17 protein-coding genes and 1 tRNA gene are annotated in these 14,082 nt (G+C 62.9%); 12 read left to right on the top strand and 6 right to left on the bottom strand.

The window, feature by feature from the left end:
- Positions 1 to 118: 118 nt before the first annotated feature.
- The 5 genes from GXP34_03980 (at position 119) to GXP34_03960 (ending at position 3,640) form a co-directional block, all read left to right on the top strand.
- Complete coding sequence (locus GXP34_03980) at positions 119 to 313, top strand: hypothetical protein (GenBank protein NOY55125.1); 195 nt, start codon at positions 119 to 121, stop codon at positions 311 to 313.
- Positions 314 to 448: 135 nt separating this feature from the next.
- The gene (locus GXP34_03975) at positions 449 to 754 is read left to right on the top strand and encodes a metal-sensitive transcriptional regulator (protein ID NOY55124.1); all 306 of its coding nucleotides are present in this window, start codon (positions 449 to 451) and stop codon (positions 752 to 754) included.
- Positions 751 to 963 carry a heavy-metal-associated domain-containing protein gene (locus tag GXP34_03970; GenBank protein NOY55123.1) on the top strand — a complete coding sequence of 71 codons (213 nt, stop codon included), beginning with the start codon at positions 751 to 753 and terminating at the stop codon, positions 961 to 963. Before GXP34_03975 ends, GXP34_03970 begins: the two co-directional genes overlap by 4 nt.
- Entirely contained in the window at positions 953 to 3,133 is a 2,181-nt protein-coding gene (locus GXP34_03965) for a copper-translocating P-type ATPase (protein NOY55122.1), read from the top strand. The genes GXP34_03970 and GXP34_03965 overlap by 11 nt, the downstream gene beginning before the upstream one ends.
- Before the next feature lie 93 nt (positions 3,134 to 3,226).
- Positions 3,227 to 3,640: a DUF5362 domain-containing protein gene (locus tag GXP34_03960; GenBank protein NOY55121.1), complete on the top strand. Its 414-nt coding sequence runs from the start codon at positions 3,227 to 3,229 to the stop codon at positions 3,638 to 3,640.
- A 140-nt stretch (positions 3,641 to 3,780) separates the two neighbouring features.
- On the opposite strand, the gene GXP34_03955 is transcribed toward GXP34_03960, so the two are convergent.
- From GXP34_03955 to GXP34_03945, 3 genes are all read right to left on the bottom strand, one after another.
- A complete protein-coding gene (locus tag GXP34_03955; protein NOY55120.1) occupies positions 3,781 to 3,870 on the bottom strand; it encodes an AURKAIP1/COX24 domain-containing protein in 90 nt (29 codons plus the stop codon).
- A gap of 66 nt (positions 3,871 to 3,936) precedes the next feature.
- The gene (locus GXP34_03950) at positions 3,937 to 4,791 is read right to left on the bottom strand and encodes a homoserine kinase (GenBank protein ID NOY55119.1); all 855 of its coding nucleotides are present in this window, start codon (positions 4,789 to 4,791) and stop codon (positions 3,937 to 3,939) included.
- The gene (locus GXP34_03945; GenBank protein NOY55118.1) at positions 4,784 to 5,689 is read right to left on the bottom strand and encodes a cation diffusion facilitator family transporter; all 906 of its coding nucleotides are present in this window, start codon (positions 5,687 to 5,689) and stop codon (positions 4,784 to 4,786) included. The genes GXP34_03950 and GXP34_03945 overlap by 8 nt, the downstream gene beginning before the upstream one ends.
- An 88-nt stretch (positions 5,690 to 5,777) precedes the next feature.
- On the opposite strand from GXP34_03945, the gene GXP34_03940 reads away from it, so the two are divergent.
- From GXP34_03940 to GXP34_03920, 5 genes are all read left to right on the top strand, one after another.
- Positions 5,778 to 5,993 (top strand): hypothetical protein, encoded by a 216-nt coding sequence (locus GXP34_03940; GenBank protein NOY55117.1) that lies wholly within the window; start codon positions 5,778 to 5,780, stop codon positions 5,991 to 5,993.
- Between the two features lie 13 nt (positions 5,994 to 6,006).
- Positions 6,007 to 6,077: transfer RNA gene (locus GXP34_03935), tRNA-Gly, on the top strand.
- 381 nt (positions 6,078 to 6,458) lie between these two features.
- On the top strand, positions 6,459 to 6,623 hold the full coding sequence (locus GXP34_03930; GenBank protein ID NOY55116.1) for a hypothetical protein: 165 nt from the start codon (positions 6,459 to 6,461) through the stop codon (positions 6,621 to 6,623).
- Positions 6,624 to 6,804: 181 nt separating this feature from the next.
- Positions 6,805 to 8,529 (top strand): hypothetical protein, encoded by a 1,725-nt coding sequence (locus GXP34_03925; protein NOY55115.1) that lies wholly within the window; start codon positions 6,805 to 6,807, stop codon positions 8,527 to 8,529.
- A gap of 217 nt (positions 8,530 to 8,746) precedes the next feature.
- Positions 8,747 to 9,304, top strand: a complete 558-nt coding sequence (locus tag GXP34_03920; protein NOY55114.1) for a dCTP deaminase — start codon at positions 8,747 to 8,749, stop codon at positions 9,302 to 9,304.
- A 3-nt stretch (positions 9,305 to 9,307) separates the two neighbouring features.
- Here GXP34_03920 and surE read toward each other — a convergent pair whose 3' ends face one another.
- On the bottom strand, positions 9,308 to 10,108 hold the full coding sequence (surE, locus tag GXP34_03915; GenBank protein ID NOY55113.1) for a 5'/3'-nucleotidase SurE: 801 nt from the start codon (positions 10,106 to 10,108) through the stop codon (positions 9,308 to 9,310).
- Between the two features lie 366 nt (positions 10,109 to 10,474).
- Here surE and GXP34_03910 point away from each other — a divergent pair, with 366 nt between their 5' ends.
- Together GXP34_03910 and GXP34_03905 are read left to right on the top strand one after the other, a co-directional pair.
- A complete protein-coding gene (locus tag GXP34_03910) occupies positions 10,475 to 11,419 on the top strand; it encodes a LysR family transcriptional regulator (protein ID NOY55112.1) in 945 nt (314 codons plus the stop codon).
- A gap of 10 nt (positions 11,420 to 11,429) precedes the next feature.
- Positions 11,430 to 12,281, top strand: coding sequence for an EamA family transporter (locus tag GXP34_03905; protein NOY55111.1), 852 nt, complete (start codon positions 11,430 to 11,432; stop codon positions 12,279 to 12,281).
- 25 nt (positions 12,282 to 12,306) lie between these two features.
- Here GXP34_03905 and GXP34_03900 read toward each other — a convergent pair whose 3' ends face one another.
- Together GXP34_03900 and GXP34_03895 are read right to left on the bottom strand one after the other, a co-directional pair.
- Entirely contained in the window at positions 12,307 to 12,807 is a 501-nt protein-coding gene (locus GXP34_03900; protein ID NOY55110.1) for a hypothetical protein, read from the bottom strand.
- A gap of 118 nt (positions 12,808 to 12,925) precedes the next feature.
- The gene (locus tag GXP34_03895; GenBank protein NOY55109.1) at positions 12,926 to 14,077 is read right to left on the bottom strand and encodes a thiolase family protein; all 1,152 of its coding nucleotides are present in this window, start codon (positions 14,075 to 14,077) and stop codon (positions 12,926 to 12,928) included.
- Between the last annotated feature and the right edge of the window lie 5 nt (positions 14,078 to 14,082).

Here is a 14,082-nt window from a genome sequence, read left to right as displayed (position 1 = left end):
GGAACAAAACCACCATTGCCAACGTCTTAATAGGTGAAACCCTCGGGGATCCGGGTAATGTACCGGGAACAAAACCCGGATCACGAACGTTGACAGAAGTTCGAGGATGGAGGCCGGCATGACAGATACATTGAAAGGCGCAAGACTGAAGGGCGGAATCCGTCCTTCCCGCAAGTACGGAGAGAATCGGGTATGCGCCCACAAGGGCTGCCACACTCGCCTCTCCATGTACAACCGGCGCGAGTACTGCTTTGCCCACGCCCCCGTCAGGTTCCCGAGAGTCCGAGGACGTGTCGTCCCCGAAAGCACCTGAATCCCCTCCCATCGCGGCGCCACCCCCTCCACGCAGGCGCCGATCCGAGGCCCCGGACGTCCCCTCCTCCGGGGCCTCACCCTTGCCAGATTGTCCCCACCCCACCCCGGGTGGGCCCTGGTAGGGTGTTGTGCCATGAAGGCGGATCACAAGCACAAAGCGCTCAACCGGCTCAAGACGATCAGAGGGCACCTCGATGGAGTCATCGCGATGGTCGAAGGAGATCGATACTGCCCAGACGTGATGAAACAGGTTTCAGCACTCCAGGCATCGCTCGAACGAGTGAACAGGATCGTGCTCCAGAATCATCTCGAGACCTGTTTCGCGGATGCCGTACGGGAGAACCGTGCCGACGAAATCGTCGACGAGCTGATGGAGACGATGAAATACACCGAAGCGGTCACCGGACCGGCACCCCAACTCGACCAGGAGATCCAATGACCACCATGACCTTGAACGTTCCCGACATCTCCTGCGGCCACTGCAAAACGTCGATCGAAGGCGCCATCGGCGGGCTCCCAGGCGTCGAAAAGGTAGAAGTGCACATCGAACCGCGCACCGTCGATATCACATGGGACGATGCAACGCTGACTCTCGGCACCATCGTGGGGGCCATCGAGGATCAGGGCTACAGCGTCGATGGCCACTGACACCGATACTCGAACCTTCCCTCCAGATCAGATCACTTTCGATGTCGAGGGTATGACCTGTGCTTCGTGCGCCCTCCGTATCGAACGCATCTTGTCCAGACAAGAAGGTGTCGCGACGGCAGTCGTGAACTACGCAGGTCAAGAAGCAAGGGTCACCACTACGCCCGACGTCGACGTTTCCGGGCTCATCCGGGCAGTCGAGAAGATCGGATATGAGATCTCGGAGAAGACCCCCGACATGGAACGCGTGGACATCGTGGAGCGCTACAGCGACGAGGAACGCTACCAGCGGCGCAACTTCATCGGGGCGGTGCTCTTCACGATTCCTCTCATCCTCCTCGCATGGCTCGTCCCGCAGTCGAGAACGAACGGCCTCCTGCAGTGGGGACTCGCCACGATCGTGGAGTTCGTCTTCGGCTGGCAGTTCCACCGTGTCGCAGCCAAGCGGCTGCGCGGTTTCGACGCGAACATGGACACGCTCGTCTCGGTTGGGACGCTCGCTGCATGGGGATACTCGGTCTGGGCATTCTTCGCCGGTCAACCGCTCTTCTTCGACACCGCCGGCATCATCATCTCCCTGATTCTGCTCGGTCGTTTCTTCGAGGCTCGATCCAAGGGACGCGCTTCCTCTGCCATCGGCAAACTGCTGGAACTCGGAGCGAAACAGGCCAGGGTCGTGCGAAACGGCACAGAGACACTGATTCCGATCGAAGACATCACCGCCGGAGACCTGATGATCGTCAAGCCTGGGGAGAAGATTCCGACCGACGGTGTGATCACCGATGGCCGGTCTTCCATCGATGAGAGCATGCTCACCGGCGAATCGGTTCCCGTGGACAAGGCTCCCGGAGCGAACGTGTTCGGTGCAACGATCAACCAGCAGGGAAACCTGATCGTGCGGGCAACTCGCGTTGGTGCCGATACGGCCCTGTCGCAGATCGTGGCGCTCGTGGAGGACGCCCAAGCGTCCAAGGCCCCCGTCCAGAAGCTCGCAGACAAGATCGCCGGCTTGTTCGTTCCCATCGTCATGGGTATCGCCCTGCTCACCGCCGTCGGGTGGATCATCGCCGGCGGCGGCATCTCGAAAGCGGTGATCACCGGTGTCGCCGTTCTCGTCGTCGCCTGCCCGTGCGCACTGGGCCTCGCCACCCCCACCGCCATCATGGTGGGCTCCGGAAAGGGCGCCGAGCTCGGCGTGGTCTTCAAGGGAGCGGAGGTCTTCGAGCGATCCAAGAACGTAGACCTGGTGATGTTCGACAAGACCGGAACCCTCACGCACGGGCTCATGGAGTTGACAGACGTCATCACCACCGAGGATGAGAACACGTTCCTGCGGCTCGCCGGTTCCATCGAGGCCGCGTCCGAGCATCCCATCGCCCGAGCGGTCGCGCTTGGTGCCGAAGAACGCGAGGTGACGCTGGAACGACCGGCGCAGTTTGTGAATCACCCCGGCCGGGGGGTCCAGGGGACCGTTGACGGCCACGATGTCGTCGTGGGCAGACGAGCCCTGTTCGCAGACCTCGGTCTCGACATCGATACGTCTCTACTCACGAAGGCCGCCGACCTCGAGAAGGATGCAAGAACCGTCTTCTTCGTGGCCTGGGACGGTCTGACCCGTGGAGCGATCGCAGTCGCCGACACCGTCAGGCCGACCGCAAGAGACACGATCCGGAACCTCAAGCAGATGGGCACCCGCGTGGCAATGATCACCGGCGACAACCGGACGACCGCCGATGCGATCGGCCGTTCGCTCGGCATCGACGACGTCGTAGCCGAGGTCATGCCCGGCGACAAGGCCGCCCGCGTCGAGCATTACCAATCCCAAGGCATGACGGTCGCGTTCATCGGTGACGGCATCAACGATGCCCCGGCACTCACCCAGGCAGATCTGGGAATGGCCATCGGAACAGGGACCGACATAGCTATCGAGGCCGGTGACGTAATCTTGATGTCCGGCGACCCCGCACTCGCCGGCACCGCGATGAGCCTGGCTCGGACAACGTTCCGCACGATCAAGCAGAACCTCTTCTGGGCGTTCATCTACAACACTGCCATGATTCCCCTGGCGGCGGCCGGCATCATCAGCCCGGTTCTCGCTGCAGCGGCGATGGCCTCATCGAGTGTCTCGGTGGTGACCAACTCACTGAGGCTTCGCCGGTTCCGGCCCTGAATGTTCTCGTCTCTGCCGGCAGCACTATCCGTGGCCGGCAGAGACGAGAGGGGATCTATCCGCTACGGTGACGGAGAACGAGAGGGAGAACTCATGACCTACCCGGAAGGATTCGGACCACCGGCCCAACCGCCGGCAGCGCCACCCCCGTCGACACTACGTGTTCAGGATGCGGCCAGACCGCTCTTCGAGGCAAAAGGCTGGATGAAACTCCTCGCCGTGCTGTCGATCGGCGGCGGAGCGCTCTACGCCCTCACCATCGTGGGCATCATCGTGGCGTGGCTTCCCATATGGATTGGCGTCCTTCTTTGGCAGTCCGCCGGCGCCGCAGAAGATGCACACTCGACGGGGAACGTCGACCGCTTCCTCGTATCACAGACAAAGCTCAAGACTCTCTTCACCCTCTACGGAATCATCACCCTCGTCGGGCTGATCCTGGCCGTCATAGCGATCATCGTGATGGGTGGGGCAATCATCGCTGGAGTCCGCCAAGGATTCTCGGTCTGATCACCCAACAGGACCGGCGACATCCGGGGCATGGGAGCGAAGCGTCGCACGCGACGACACGTCTGAGAGCGACTACGCGATGAGGTCCGGCCTTGCCGGACCTCGCGGGACGAACCGGCGGCGTGAACGCCGCCGCGTCGCTACTTCTTCTTGTGCCGATTGGCCTTGCGGCGCTTGCGGTACTTGTGTTTCGACATCTTCTTGCGCCGCTTCTTGATCAGCGAACCCATGTGAACCTCTGAGCGTTGAGACCAATAGCATGCACGCTCCGACGTCCGAGCGCAAGCCGGAGCCTGTCAGCCCATCTCCTTCACCCCGTCAAACGCCACCTCCGGTGTCAGCACGACGCCGTCGATTCCGAGCTCGACACGCATCGCATCGACCACCGCCGTGCGGCTGCCGGCAGCCGTGAGCGCGAGCACGGAAGGACCGGCACCACTCCAGCACGCATGGAGTGCTCCGGCGCGTCGTGCCGCATCGATCAGTCGCTCCGCCCGGGGGTTCAGACGCGCACGCGGCGATTCGTGAAGCTCGTCGCCTGCGGCGGCGGACAGTGTCGCGGCATCACCCGTCCGCAGGCCCTCGACCAACGCAACGATCCTCTGCAGGCTCCGCACCCCCACATTGCGATCGATCGTGTCCGGCAACACCTTCCTTGCCTCCTTCGTCGCCAACGTCTCCCGGGGAACTCCGATCACCAACTCGATGCTCTCATGCAGAGCGAGCCGAAGAACGTTTCCCTCTGTCGTCACCGAGACGAGACCTCCGTAGACCGAGGCCGCCGCATTGTCGGGGTGACCGTCGATCTCCGTCGCGATGCCGAATAGCTCCGACAGCGCCGGTGTGTGCCCGACCGCGCGCCACGCTGCCGCGGCGCCTGCTGCTGCCACGGCCGCGGAGGAACCCAATCCCCGACCGATCGGAATCTCGTTGCGGACCGTCAGCAGGAGCGGCGATCGATCCCCGACGGCGAGACGCGCCGCTGCAAGAACGGCATCGCCATGCTCCGGTCGATGTACACCGACATGACTGATCTTCCACGCATCGGCCGGAACCGCATCGACTCGGCAGCGAAGCTCCACGGCCAGTGCGAGGGTGTCGAATCCGGGGCCCAGATTCCCCGATGATCCCGGAGCCGAGGCTTCAGACATGGATCGACTCCACGAAGATGTCACCTGCTTCGGGAAGGACGCCCCGGATGGCCGTTTCGATCCGTCTCGTTGCAGCCTCCACCTGCTCTCCGGTGAGATCGTCGCGAAGGTCGACCTCGATGTTCACCAGCACCTCTTCCGGCCCCATATGCATCGTGAGCAGCCTGCCGATGCCCTCGACCTCATCGACCGACAGCACCGCCCCCCTGACGGCGGAACGATCCGAACGGTCCGCCGCCTCGCCGACCAGCAACTCCTTTGTCTCTGAAGCGAGCAGCACGGCCACGAGGCCAAGGAGAATACCGATGACGATCGATGCAAGTCCATCCCATATCGTCGAGCCCGTGATCTGCGTGAGTGCCAGACCGACCGCGGCGACCAGAAGCCCGACGATGGCAGCACTGTCCTCCAGCAAGACAACCAATACCGCAGTGTCCTTGGTCCCACGCAACGAACGCCATACGCCACGGCTTCCCCGTTCGTTGTTGAAGTGTCTCAGCGCCACACGAAACGACAGCGATTCGATTATGGCGGCAACACCGAGCACGATGAAGTTCACCGTGAAATCGGTCACCTCGTGCGGATGTTGCAGCGCCTGGATGCCGCGCTGAACCGCCAGAACGCCGCCGCCGACGAACAGCATGACCGCCACCATGAAACTCCAGAAGTACACCTCCTTGCCGCGCCCGAACGGATGTTCCACGGATCGGCCACGATGCGACACTGCCAGACCCCGCAGCAGCAACAACTGGTTTCCGGTGTCCGCAACCGAATGAAACGCCTCTGCGAGCATGCCCGCACTCCCGGTAAGGAGTGCGGCAACGAACTTTGCAGCGGCGATGCTGCTGTTGCCCACCAGCGCGGCGATGACCGCAGATCGGGAACCTTTGCTCGGCATGGGCCGCATTGTACGGGTGCCGGATGGAGTGCGTAGAACCCCGCCGACTTCGTCTCGTCGCCGTCAGGCTCCTAACGTAACGTCCATCATGTCAGGACTATTCAGCCTCGATGAGACGATTGCGCTGCTGGTGCTCGCAATCGGGCTGGCAATGGTCTTGGGAAATGCGTTTGCCCTCGTGAAAGGCAGCAGGGGCGAAGGTCCGGTCGGCCAAGAGGGGAGCCTGCACGTAGGCCGAGCCTGGTTTCTGCTCGTCGCCGGAGCGGTCATCACCGTCTGGGCCGTGGCCAGTCTCATCGGGTAAGCTTGCGACCTTCGCGGGTGTAGTTCAGTGGTAGAACACGAGCTTCCCAAGCTTGCAACGGGGGTTCGATTCCCCTCACCCGCTCTCCACCCGCGCCGGCGGACCGGCATGGGAAACCCTCGACACGGCGACGACCTGGCGTGACCCGGCTTCGTGTATCAGGCCGGAGTCGCACCCGTCCTCACACTGCTCGCGGCCTCGTGTTCGGCTGATGTGGCCACCGCCGCCTGTGTCACACCTCCCGCATGCGAATGCGACGCGACCTCCACGATCGAGACGAGTCTCGAACCGAATCCGCTCGTGGCAGGAACAAGAGCAAGACTCTCCATGGATCCCGACGGTGATCTCGCCGGAGAAATGGTCGGGATCGGTGCAGGATTCCGGCGCCGAAACGGGGCGGACCGGAAGCCGCTCTTCCTCCTCACGCGCGACAAGCCCGGGTTATCGCCAGGTACCGTTCCGGTGATGCCGGGCCAAACCACGGCCCTTCCCGCGATCGGTATTCGGTTGCCCGACTCCTCGGAAACCCTCGTTCCTGATGTATCCCCCGGCGTCCACCGGATCGAGAACCACATCGAGGACACGTGGATCACCGGCTTCGCCACCGTGCAGGTCACCGCCAGAAACTGAGACTTCCGGCATGCTTCCGGGCGACGACCCGCCGACACTCGGCCCGCCGGGGCCCGAACCCCTCCATGCCAGGAGTGTTGTCCGCAGGCGGAACGCCTCTGTCGGGACTCGAGGAACACACCTTCCTTCGTTCCGGAAGCACCGAGCCGACCCCTCCCCCTACTACCCTGCCGTTCGTCTCATGCAACGAGCCCTTCTCGCCCTCCTGCTGCTTGCAGCCGCCTGTTCACCACCCCGCCCCGTGTGGATACCCACGACCACGACGGTTTCGTCGATTACGACGACAAGCACAACGCTGCGCACCGGGCCCGGACTCTGCGGTACCCCGCTGCTCACCGGTGAACGGATCCCCGATGTCCGGGTCGCAGACGAACTGATCGCACGGTTCAACACCGATCGCCTCAACGGTGTCGGCGCGGAAGGTTGCCTCACCGATACGGCAGCGAAGGCCTTTGCAGACTCGACGTTTCCGCTCTGCCTCTACGCATGCTCCGATATTGCACAGCTCCAACTCCCCGAGACCCCGAACATCATCCCTGCAGGTGAGACCAATCTCGGGCCGCTCCGTTCGCTGCTCATCGATTACCAGATCGAAGACAGAATCCATCGACGGATGCGGGAGATCTACGACATCCAGACGGTTCGAGGCCCGGGAGACAGCCGGCAGGTCTTGATCGTCGGCGTCAGGGTCGAGCCCGAGTCGATGGTCGCAGAGATCGACGCCCGACGGATCATCGACGATCTCCTTGCAGCCCTTGCCGACGGCGCGTGGGATGTGGCAGGAAGTCTCCTCGTGAACCGAGGAACCACCCCCGCCATCGAGGCCCGATTCCCGGATCTCTGGACCACACCGTGGAATGAACTCCTGGAACCGTTCTGTGAGACCGCTCTGTGCGGCGCTTCGTACGAAATCCTTGATGGCGAAACCCTCGATCCCCAAAGCCGCACCTTTGGCATCCGGTTCGACTCGACCGAAGGACCCGTCGACACCGAGATCCCGGTCGTGCTGTTCAAAGGCAGCTTGACAGCTGGAGAACTGCCACCCGAAGGTAGGCCCGGACGCACTCTCGTATCCATACAAGACCGGCTCTTCCCGAATGGACTCCCGACTCACTTCGTGCTCGTCCGGTCCAGAGCCCTGCAGTTCGGCGGCCCGGACTCCACATGGTATGGATGGCCGAGCGCCTCACACGCTCCCGATGTGCAGACGGTTGCCGGACGGGTTCTCTTCACCGGTTTCGGTGGTGTTCGTCTCGCCACCTACGAATCGGGCACCGTCGAGGTCCAGAAAGTCATTGCCGCAGATCCGTGGCGCCTTGCGGGTGTCGCCATGATCGACGATGCCCCCACCGCCCTGGTGACCGACGGACGGCGACTCGCCGCCTACGACCTTGCAAGCAGCGAGGTGCGGACCCTGGTGGATCTCGACGGAAGCGAATCTTCGATCGTTTGTGCCACGGTTGGTGGCAACCAGCTCCTCGTCACCTCGGTGGTCGGCGACTCGACGTCCTATGACCTCTACGGTCTCGGCGACCTCGTCCAGTCGGCACACCTGGAGCCGCCGAAGGCATCCGGATGCGCAGTTCTCTCGCCTGATGGCTCCACGTTCGTCTACACCGCAGACGTCTCGCTGCACAACCCCCAGACCATCGTGTTGACGTCTACTCTCGACGGAACCGAAATCGATCGATGGTCCGTGCTCGCCGACGCGATCATCGCCTCTCAGGCATTCACGACATCTCTCGTATTCGATGGACGCTACGCGGCCGCCACTCTCGCCGTTCCGCCTCTCTACGCTCCCTACGTCGAAAGCGAAGATCTGGGTCGACGGTTCATCGTCGACACGCAAACCGGCGATCAGTGGACCGTGGATACCGGAGTCCACGTGCTCTTCCCGCCGGGGTAGGAAAACCGGTGGCTCGGCGGTCGTATGAACAGAGGGGCGCCGTGGACCCCCCTGAGCCCTGGGCTCGTAGGCGTCGTGGCGACCCCCCTGAGCCCTGGGTTCGTAGGCGTCGTGGCGACCCCCCTGAGCCCTGGGTTCGCAGGACATGGCGCACCGTTGTCGTCGGTCCTGGTGCCCCGGGGACGTCTCTCATCTACCATCCCCCCAGGAGGCAGCCGTGATCTTCTCAGACAGGACCATCAAAGAGGCCGTGGACTCGGGGCGCATCGTCATCGACCCCTTCGACGAGTCGTTCGTGCAGCCTTCCAGCGTAGACCTGAGGGTCGACCGGTTCTTCCGGGTCTTCGAGAACCACCGATACTCCCACATCGACCCAAAACTGGCCCAGGAGGATCTGACCGCTCTCGTGGAGACCGGCGCCGACGATCCCTTCATGTTGCACCCGGGCGAGTTCGTCCTCGGCTCCACTCTGGAGCGAGTTCGTCTCGCCGACGATGTCGTCGCACGGCTCGAGGGCAAGTCGAGTCTCGGACGGCTCGGTCTGCTGATCCATTCGACCGCCGGGTTCGTGGATCCCGGATTCGACGGCTATCTCACGCTCGAACTCTCCAACGTTGCGAAGCTGCCGATCGCCATCTACCCGGGTATGAGGATCGGACAGATCTCCTTCTACGAGTTGACGACACCCGCCGACCACCCCTACGGCACGGCGGGCAGCAAGTATCAGGGACAGCGGGGACCGACACCAAGCAGAATCCACCAGGACTTCGCGTAGGGCTCAGCCGTCGTGCCGCTCCAACACACGTCGATCCTCATCGCTGATCTCGGCTGCGTGCGCCAGGCGGACCGGAGTGATCGACACGAAGCCTCGCGCCACCGCTTCCACATCGGTACCCGAAAGGTCGCCACGCAACCGGAGGCCGGTGGAGAAGTCGTGAACGAACACGCCCGGTTCTCGTTCTCGGAAGATGCTGTCATAACCGAGTTTGGCAAGATCCGTGATCAATCGGGATGAGTGCACGGTCGCGTCGATCCCGAAGTTCACATTGAGCAGATCGACGCCTTTCGGGTAGCCGTTACGCATGGCATCGCCTACGACGCCGACACTGATCTGGGCGGCGCGAGGCCACAACTCGGCGTCCTCACCCGCCCATACGCGTTTTGCCCATGACCGATGGTCACTCGTCACCCCGGTGGAGAAGGCGAATGCCGGGATACCGGCAATCCATCCTTCGGCCGCCGCGCCGGCCGTGCCGCTGGACAGGAAGAACGCCAGGCTGTCGTTCAAGCCGATGTTGATACCGGATACGACCATGTCCGGCCGGGCCCCGAACAACGAATGCACACCAAGCTGGGTGCAGTCGGCAGGAAACCCGTCTGCCACCACCACTTCGACACCTTCGAGAACCGTTCGCTGCACCCGGATTTCCCCGAACCTGGTGATCGCCTTGCCGATCCAGCTGCGCTCGCGATCGGGAACGACCACCTTGACCTCTGCGATCTCTTGCAGCGCATGAGCAAACGGCAGCAAGGCCGGCGAGTCGGCGCCATCATCATTGGTCAACAGAAGATACCCCACGAGAGGGCCAGAGTACTCGGCATGCGGAGGCCCCCCGAACTCGGGGGGCCTCCGTTGTCCTCGGTGAGTTGGAGGAAGGGGGTACTCCGTTTGCTGTTGGCGCATCGAGGACACTCTCACCACCAGGTATCGGTCGATCCGGTCTGGATCTTGAGGGCAACGCGAAGCACCCCCAGCCGGGAGGGAGGTAGCCGAGGGTGCCACGTTCACTGTACGGTCCGCTCGAGATTCCCGAACGAACACCCACAGTTTATCACGAACCACTTATCGAGCAAAGCCGGCACCACATACAACGCCTTATCAACCACAGCCCGTTGGCAAGAAGTCAAGTGGCGCTCTCCCCTTCGCTTCTGATAGAGTTTGGTTATGCTCAACCCGAGAGAACTCCAGATCTTCCTCGCCGCGGCCGAGACCGAAAACTTCTCCGAGGCTGCCAGAAGGCTCAGCATCTCACAGCCTGCAATCTCGATGCAGATCCGGTCTTTGGAAGAGAAACTCAAAGTCCCCCTGTTCACCCGCACAGGCAGACAGGTCACCCTGACGGACCCGGGCCGGGTACTCATCCCGATGGCCCGCGACGTCATCGACCGCACCATCCACCTGGAGGAGGCGATGGCCTCGTTGCAGGGAGAAATCGTCGGAGTGCTCAAGCTCGGGTGCAGCACGGCTGCCGGAAAGTACGTCATTCCGAAACTCATGGCCGGCTTTCACAAGCGCTTCCCGAGAGTGGGCCTCATCTGTGACGTGACCGGCCGCCACATGGCACTGGAGAAACTGCGCGAAGGTGACGTTCAGCTCGCACTGACGAGCCTCCGAGAACCGTACAAAGGCATCGAATACCGGCCGTTCCTGACCGATCGGATCGTGTTGATCGTCCCGCCGGATCATCCCTGGGCGACACTCGAACGTCCTCTCAAACCCAAGGAGCTACTCGCAGGTCAGTTCATCCTTCGAGAGTCCCAGTCGGGAACCCGCGGAGCGGTGATCGAAGGGCTCTCCTGGCACGATATGACCATCGACGATCTCGAGAAGGTGATGGTGCTCGGGAACTCGGAAGCCATCTGCGGGGCGGTACAGGAAAAGATCGGAGTTGCGTTCGTCTCGATGTCCGTTGCCTGCGAGGCCACGAAGGCCGGGACGGTCGTTCCCATCCAGATCGAAGACATGGACCTCACAACGACGCTCTTCATGGCCCGCGATACCGACCGGCCTGCTACCAGAGCCCAGGCGGCGTATTGGGAGTTTGCGTTCTCGCCCGAGAACGAACACATCCGACGTCAACCAAGTCTCCCACCAGACACGTTCTGCTGACCTCCTCCTGATGGCCCGCCCTCGTGTCGTTGCGTCCGCCACCATGGCGGTCGTGGCGGCGGCGTGGGGCACGATTCCCCTGATCGTCCGGACCGTCTCCCTGCCCGCAGAACAGCTCGCGGCCTTGCGGCTCTGGCTCGGTGCAATCACGGTACTCATCGTCCTCGGAATCCGAGGTGAGCTCCACCTTCGACGTACCGACCCGCTCGGCCGGATCGTCACGATCGGGATCCTTCTGGCCATCCACTGGGCCGCGTTCTTCTGGTCGATCAAGACGACGACGGTGGCGGTGGCCCTGGTGTTGGTCTACCTCGGACCTGTCGCGATGGGGACCCTGGCTCGTGCAGTTCTCGGTGAACCACTCAAGCGCAGATCCATCATCGCTCTCGCGGCCGCCCTGGTCGGTGTGATCCTGGTGGCACGTCCGGGTGCCGGCGTCACCGCAGAGGGCGTGATCACCGGTCTCATTGCCGCGGCCACCTTCGCCGCCATGGTCCTCATCGGAAAGCCGGCCGCTCAACAGGTGGGGGGACTCAAGCTGGCGGGCCTGCAGATGAGTGTCGCGGCTCTCGTCATGACACCCTGGGCTGCCATGTCGATTCCCGAGATTCCGGTGTACTGGTGGAAGATCGTCCTCCTTGGAGTCGTACTCACCGGCGTCGGGTTGATGATCTACTGGTCGCTCATAGCGACCCTGCCCGTCATGAGCATCGCGATCCTCTCGTACCTGGAGCCCGCCTCGGCGGTCGTGTGGGCTGCCTTGTTCCTGCGCGAACCCGGAAATACGTGGTCGTGGATCGGCGTCGCACTCGTCGTCGGCGCCGGCATTGCTGCAGGAACACAGTCCGAGGGCCCGACCTGACGGCCGGGCCCTTCGTGTCACCGACTCATCCGGCCAGTTCGACCTCCGTCCCGGTGCCGATCCACCGGACCATCGGTCCGCTGTCGGTCTTGTACCAGCCTCGTCCCGCAAGATACGCGACACCACCGCCGTGGGCTCGAAGCCTGGCCTTCCCCTGAGCCTCCAGCAGGAAGTGGGTGCCTTCCACGGCGACGTAGCCGCGGAAGTCTTCGAGGGTCAGGTCGCTGCCGACATACTCCTCGTCGGCGACCGCAATCCCATTCTCTCGGAACGTGTCCTCGCTGATGATCTTGACCTTCATGTCACCGGCGAAATCGCTGATCGTCACATCACCGTCGATGAGGAGCTGCACCCGGCCGCCCATGTCGAACCGTACTTCCCCGACACCTTTCGCCCAGAGCCATCCTCGGCCCGAGACAAGGGCGTCGCCATTCCCACCGGTCTCTTCGGCGAGGGCGGGTACTGCCAACACGGCACCGATGAGGGCGACGGCCAACAGCAGGATCGTGAGTTTTCGCAAACGCATCTGCAACCTCCTTGGTTCTGCGTCTGCTCTCACGATGTGGCTGCGATGTAAGCGGCCTGTGAGCAAACCTCGAAGACTCTGCAAGAAACGACGGCCGGATCGACGAGAAAGAGAGGGTTCAGCTCCTTCGGAAGATCCCCGCGGCACCCATGCCCCCGCCAATGCACATGCTCACGATGCCGTACTTCGCATCGCGTCGCTTCATCTCGTGCAACAACGTTGCGGTCAGTTTGGCTCCGGTACAACCGAGCGGATGTCCGAGGGCGATCGCGCCGCCGTTGACGTTCACCTTCTCCGGGTCGATGCCGAGCTTCCGGATGCAGTACACGGCCTGGCTGGCGAAGGCCTCGTTGAGCTCGATCAGGTCGATCTCGTCCAATGTCAGCCCGGCGGCGTCGAGCGCCTTGGGAATGGCCACGGACGGACCGATTCCCATGATCGCCGGATCGACCGCGGCCACCTGGAACGTGACGAGTTCGCCGAGAGGCTCGAATCCGAGCTCCTCTGCCTTCTCGCGAGTCATCAACAACTCGAGTGCCGCGCCGTCGGACATCTGTGACGAGTTTCCCGCCGTCGCCGTGCCGTTCACTTTGAAGGCGGGCCGGAGCTTCGCCAACCCCTCCAGCGTGCTCTCGCGGGGCCCATCGTCGGTGTCAAAGAGGAACGTCTGATCACCGAGACGAACTTCCACAGGGAGAATCTCCTCGGCGTATCTGCCTGCCTTCTGCGCGGCAAGGGCACGCCGCTGAGATTCGAGGGCGAACCGATCCTGCTCATCACGGCCGACCCCGAACCGCTCGGCGACGTTCTCGCTCGTCATCCCCATCGATTCGTAGGCGGTCGGCATGTGCTCGGCAAGCCACGGATTGGGTGCAGGCTTGTTCCCTCCCATCGGCACCATCGTCATCGACTCGACGCCACCCGTCAGCACGATCTCCGAATAGCCCGCCACGATATGCGCAGCGCCGGACGCCAGCGTCTGCAGACCGGAACTGCAGAAGCGATTCATCGTCATGGCAGGAACTTCGATCGGCAGACCGGCGCGAAGTGTGGCGATGCGCCCGACGTTCATTCCCTGCTCTCCTTCGGGCATCGCGCAGCCGATGATCACATCATCGATGGCAGCCGGATCCAGCTCGGGAGTCCGCTCGACAAACCCCTGCATCAGGAGTCCGAGCAGTTCATCGGGGCGAGTCTCCCGAAGGCTGCCCTTGTAGGCTTTACCCACCGCCGTGCGGTAGGCATGGGTAACGACGACTCCAGTACTCATATATC

It is taken from the genome of Actinomycetota bacterium (assembly GCA_013152275.1).
Taxonomy (GTDB): Bacteria; Actinomycetota; Acidimicrobiia; order Spongiisociales; family UBA4744; genus BMS3Bbin01.
The sequence above is the reverse complement of the archived record's forward strand: the minus strand, read 5'-3'. Positions and strand labels throughout refer to the sequence as shown.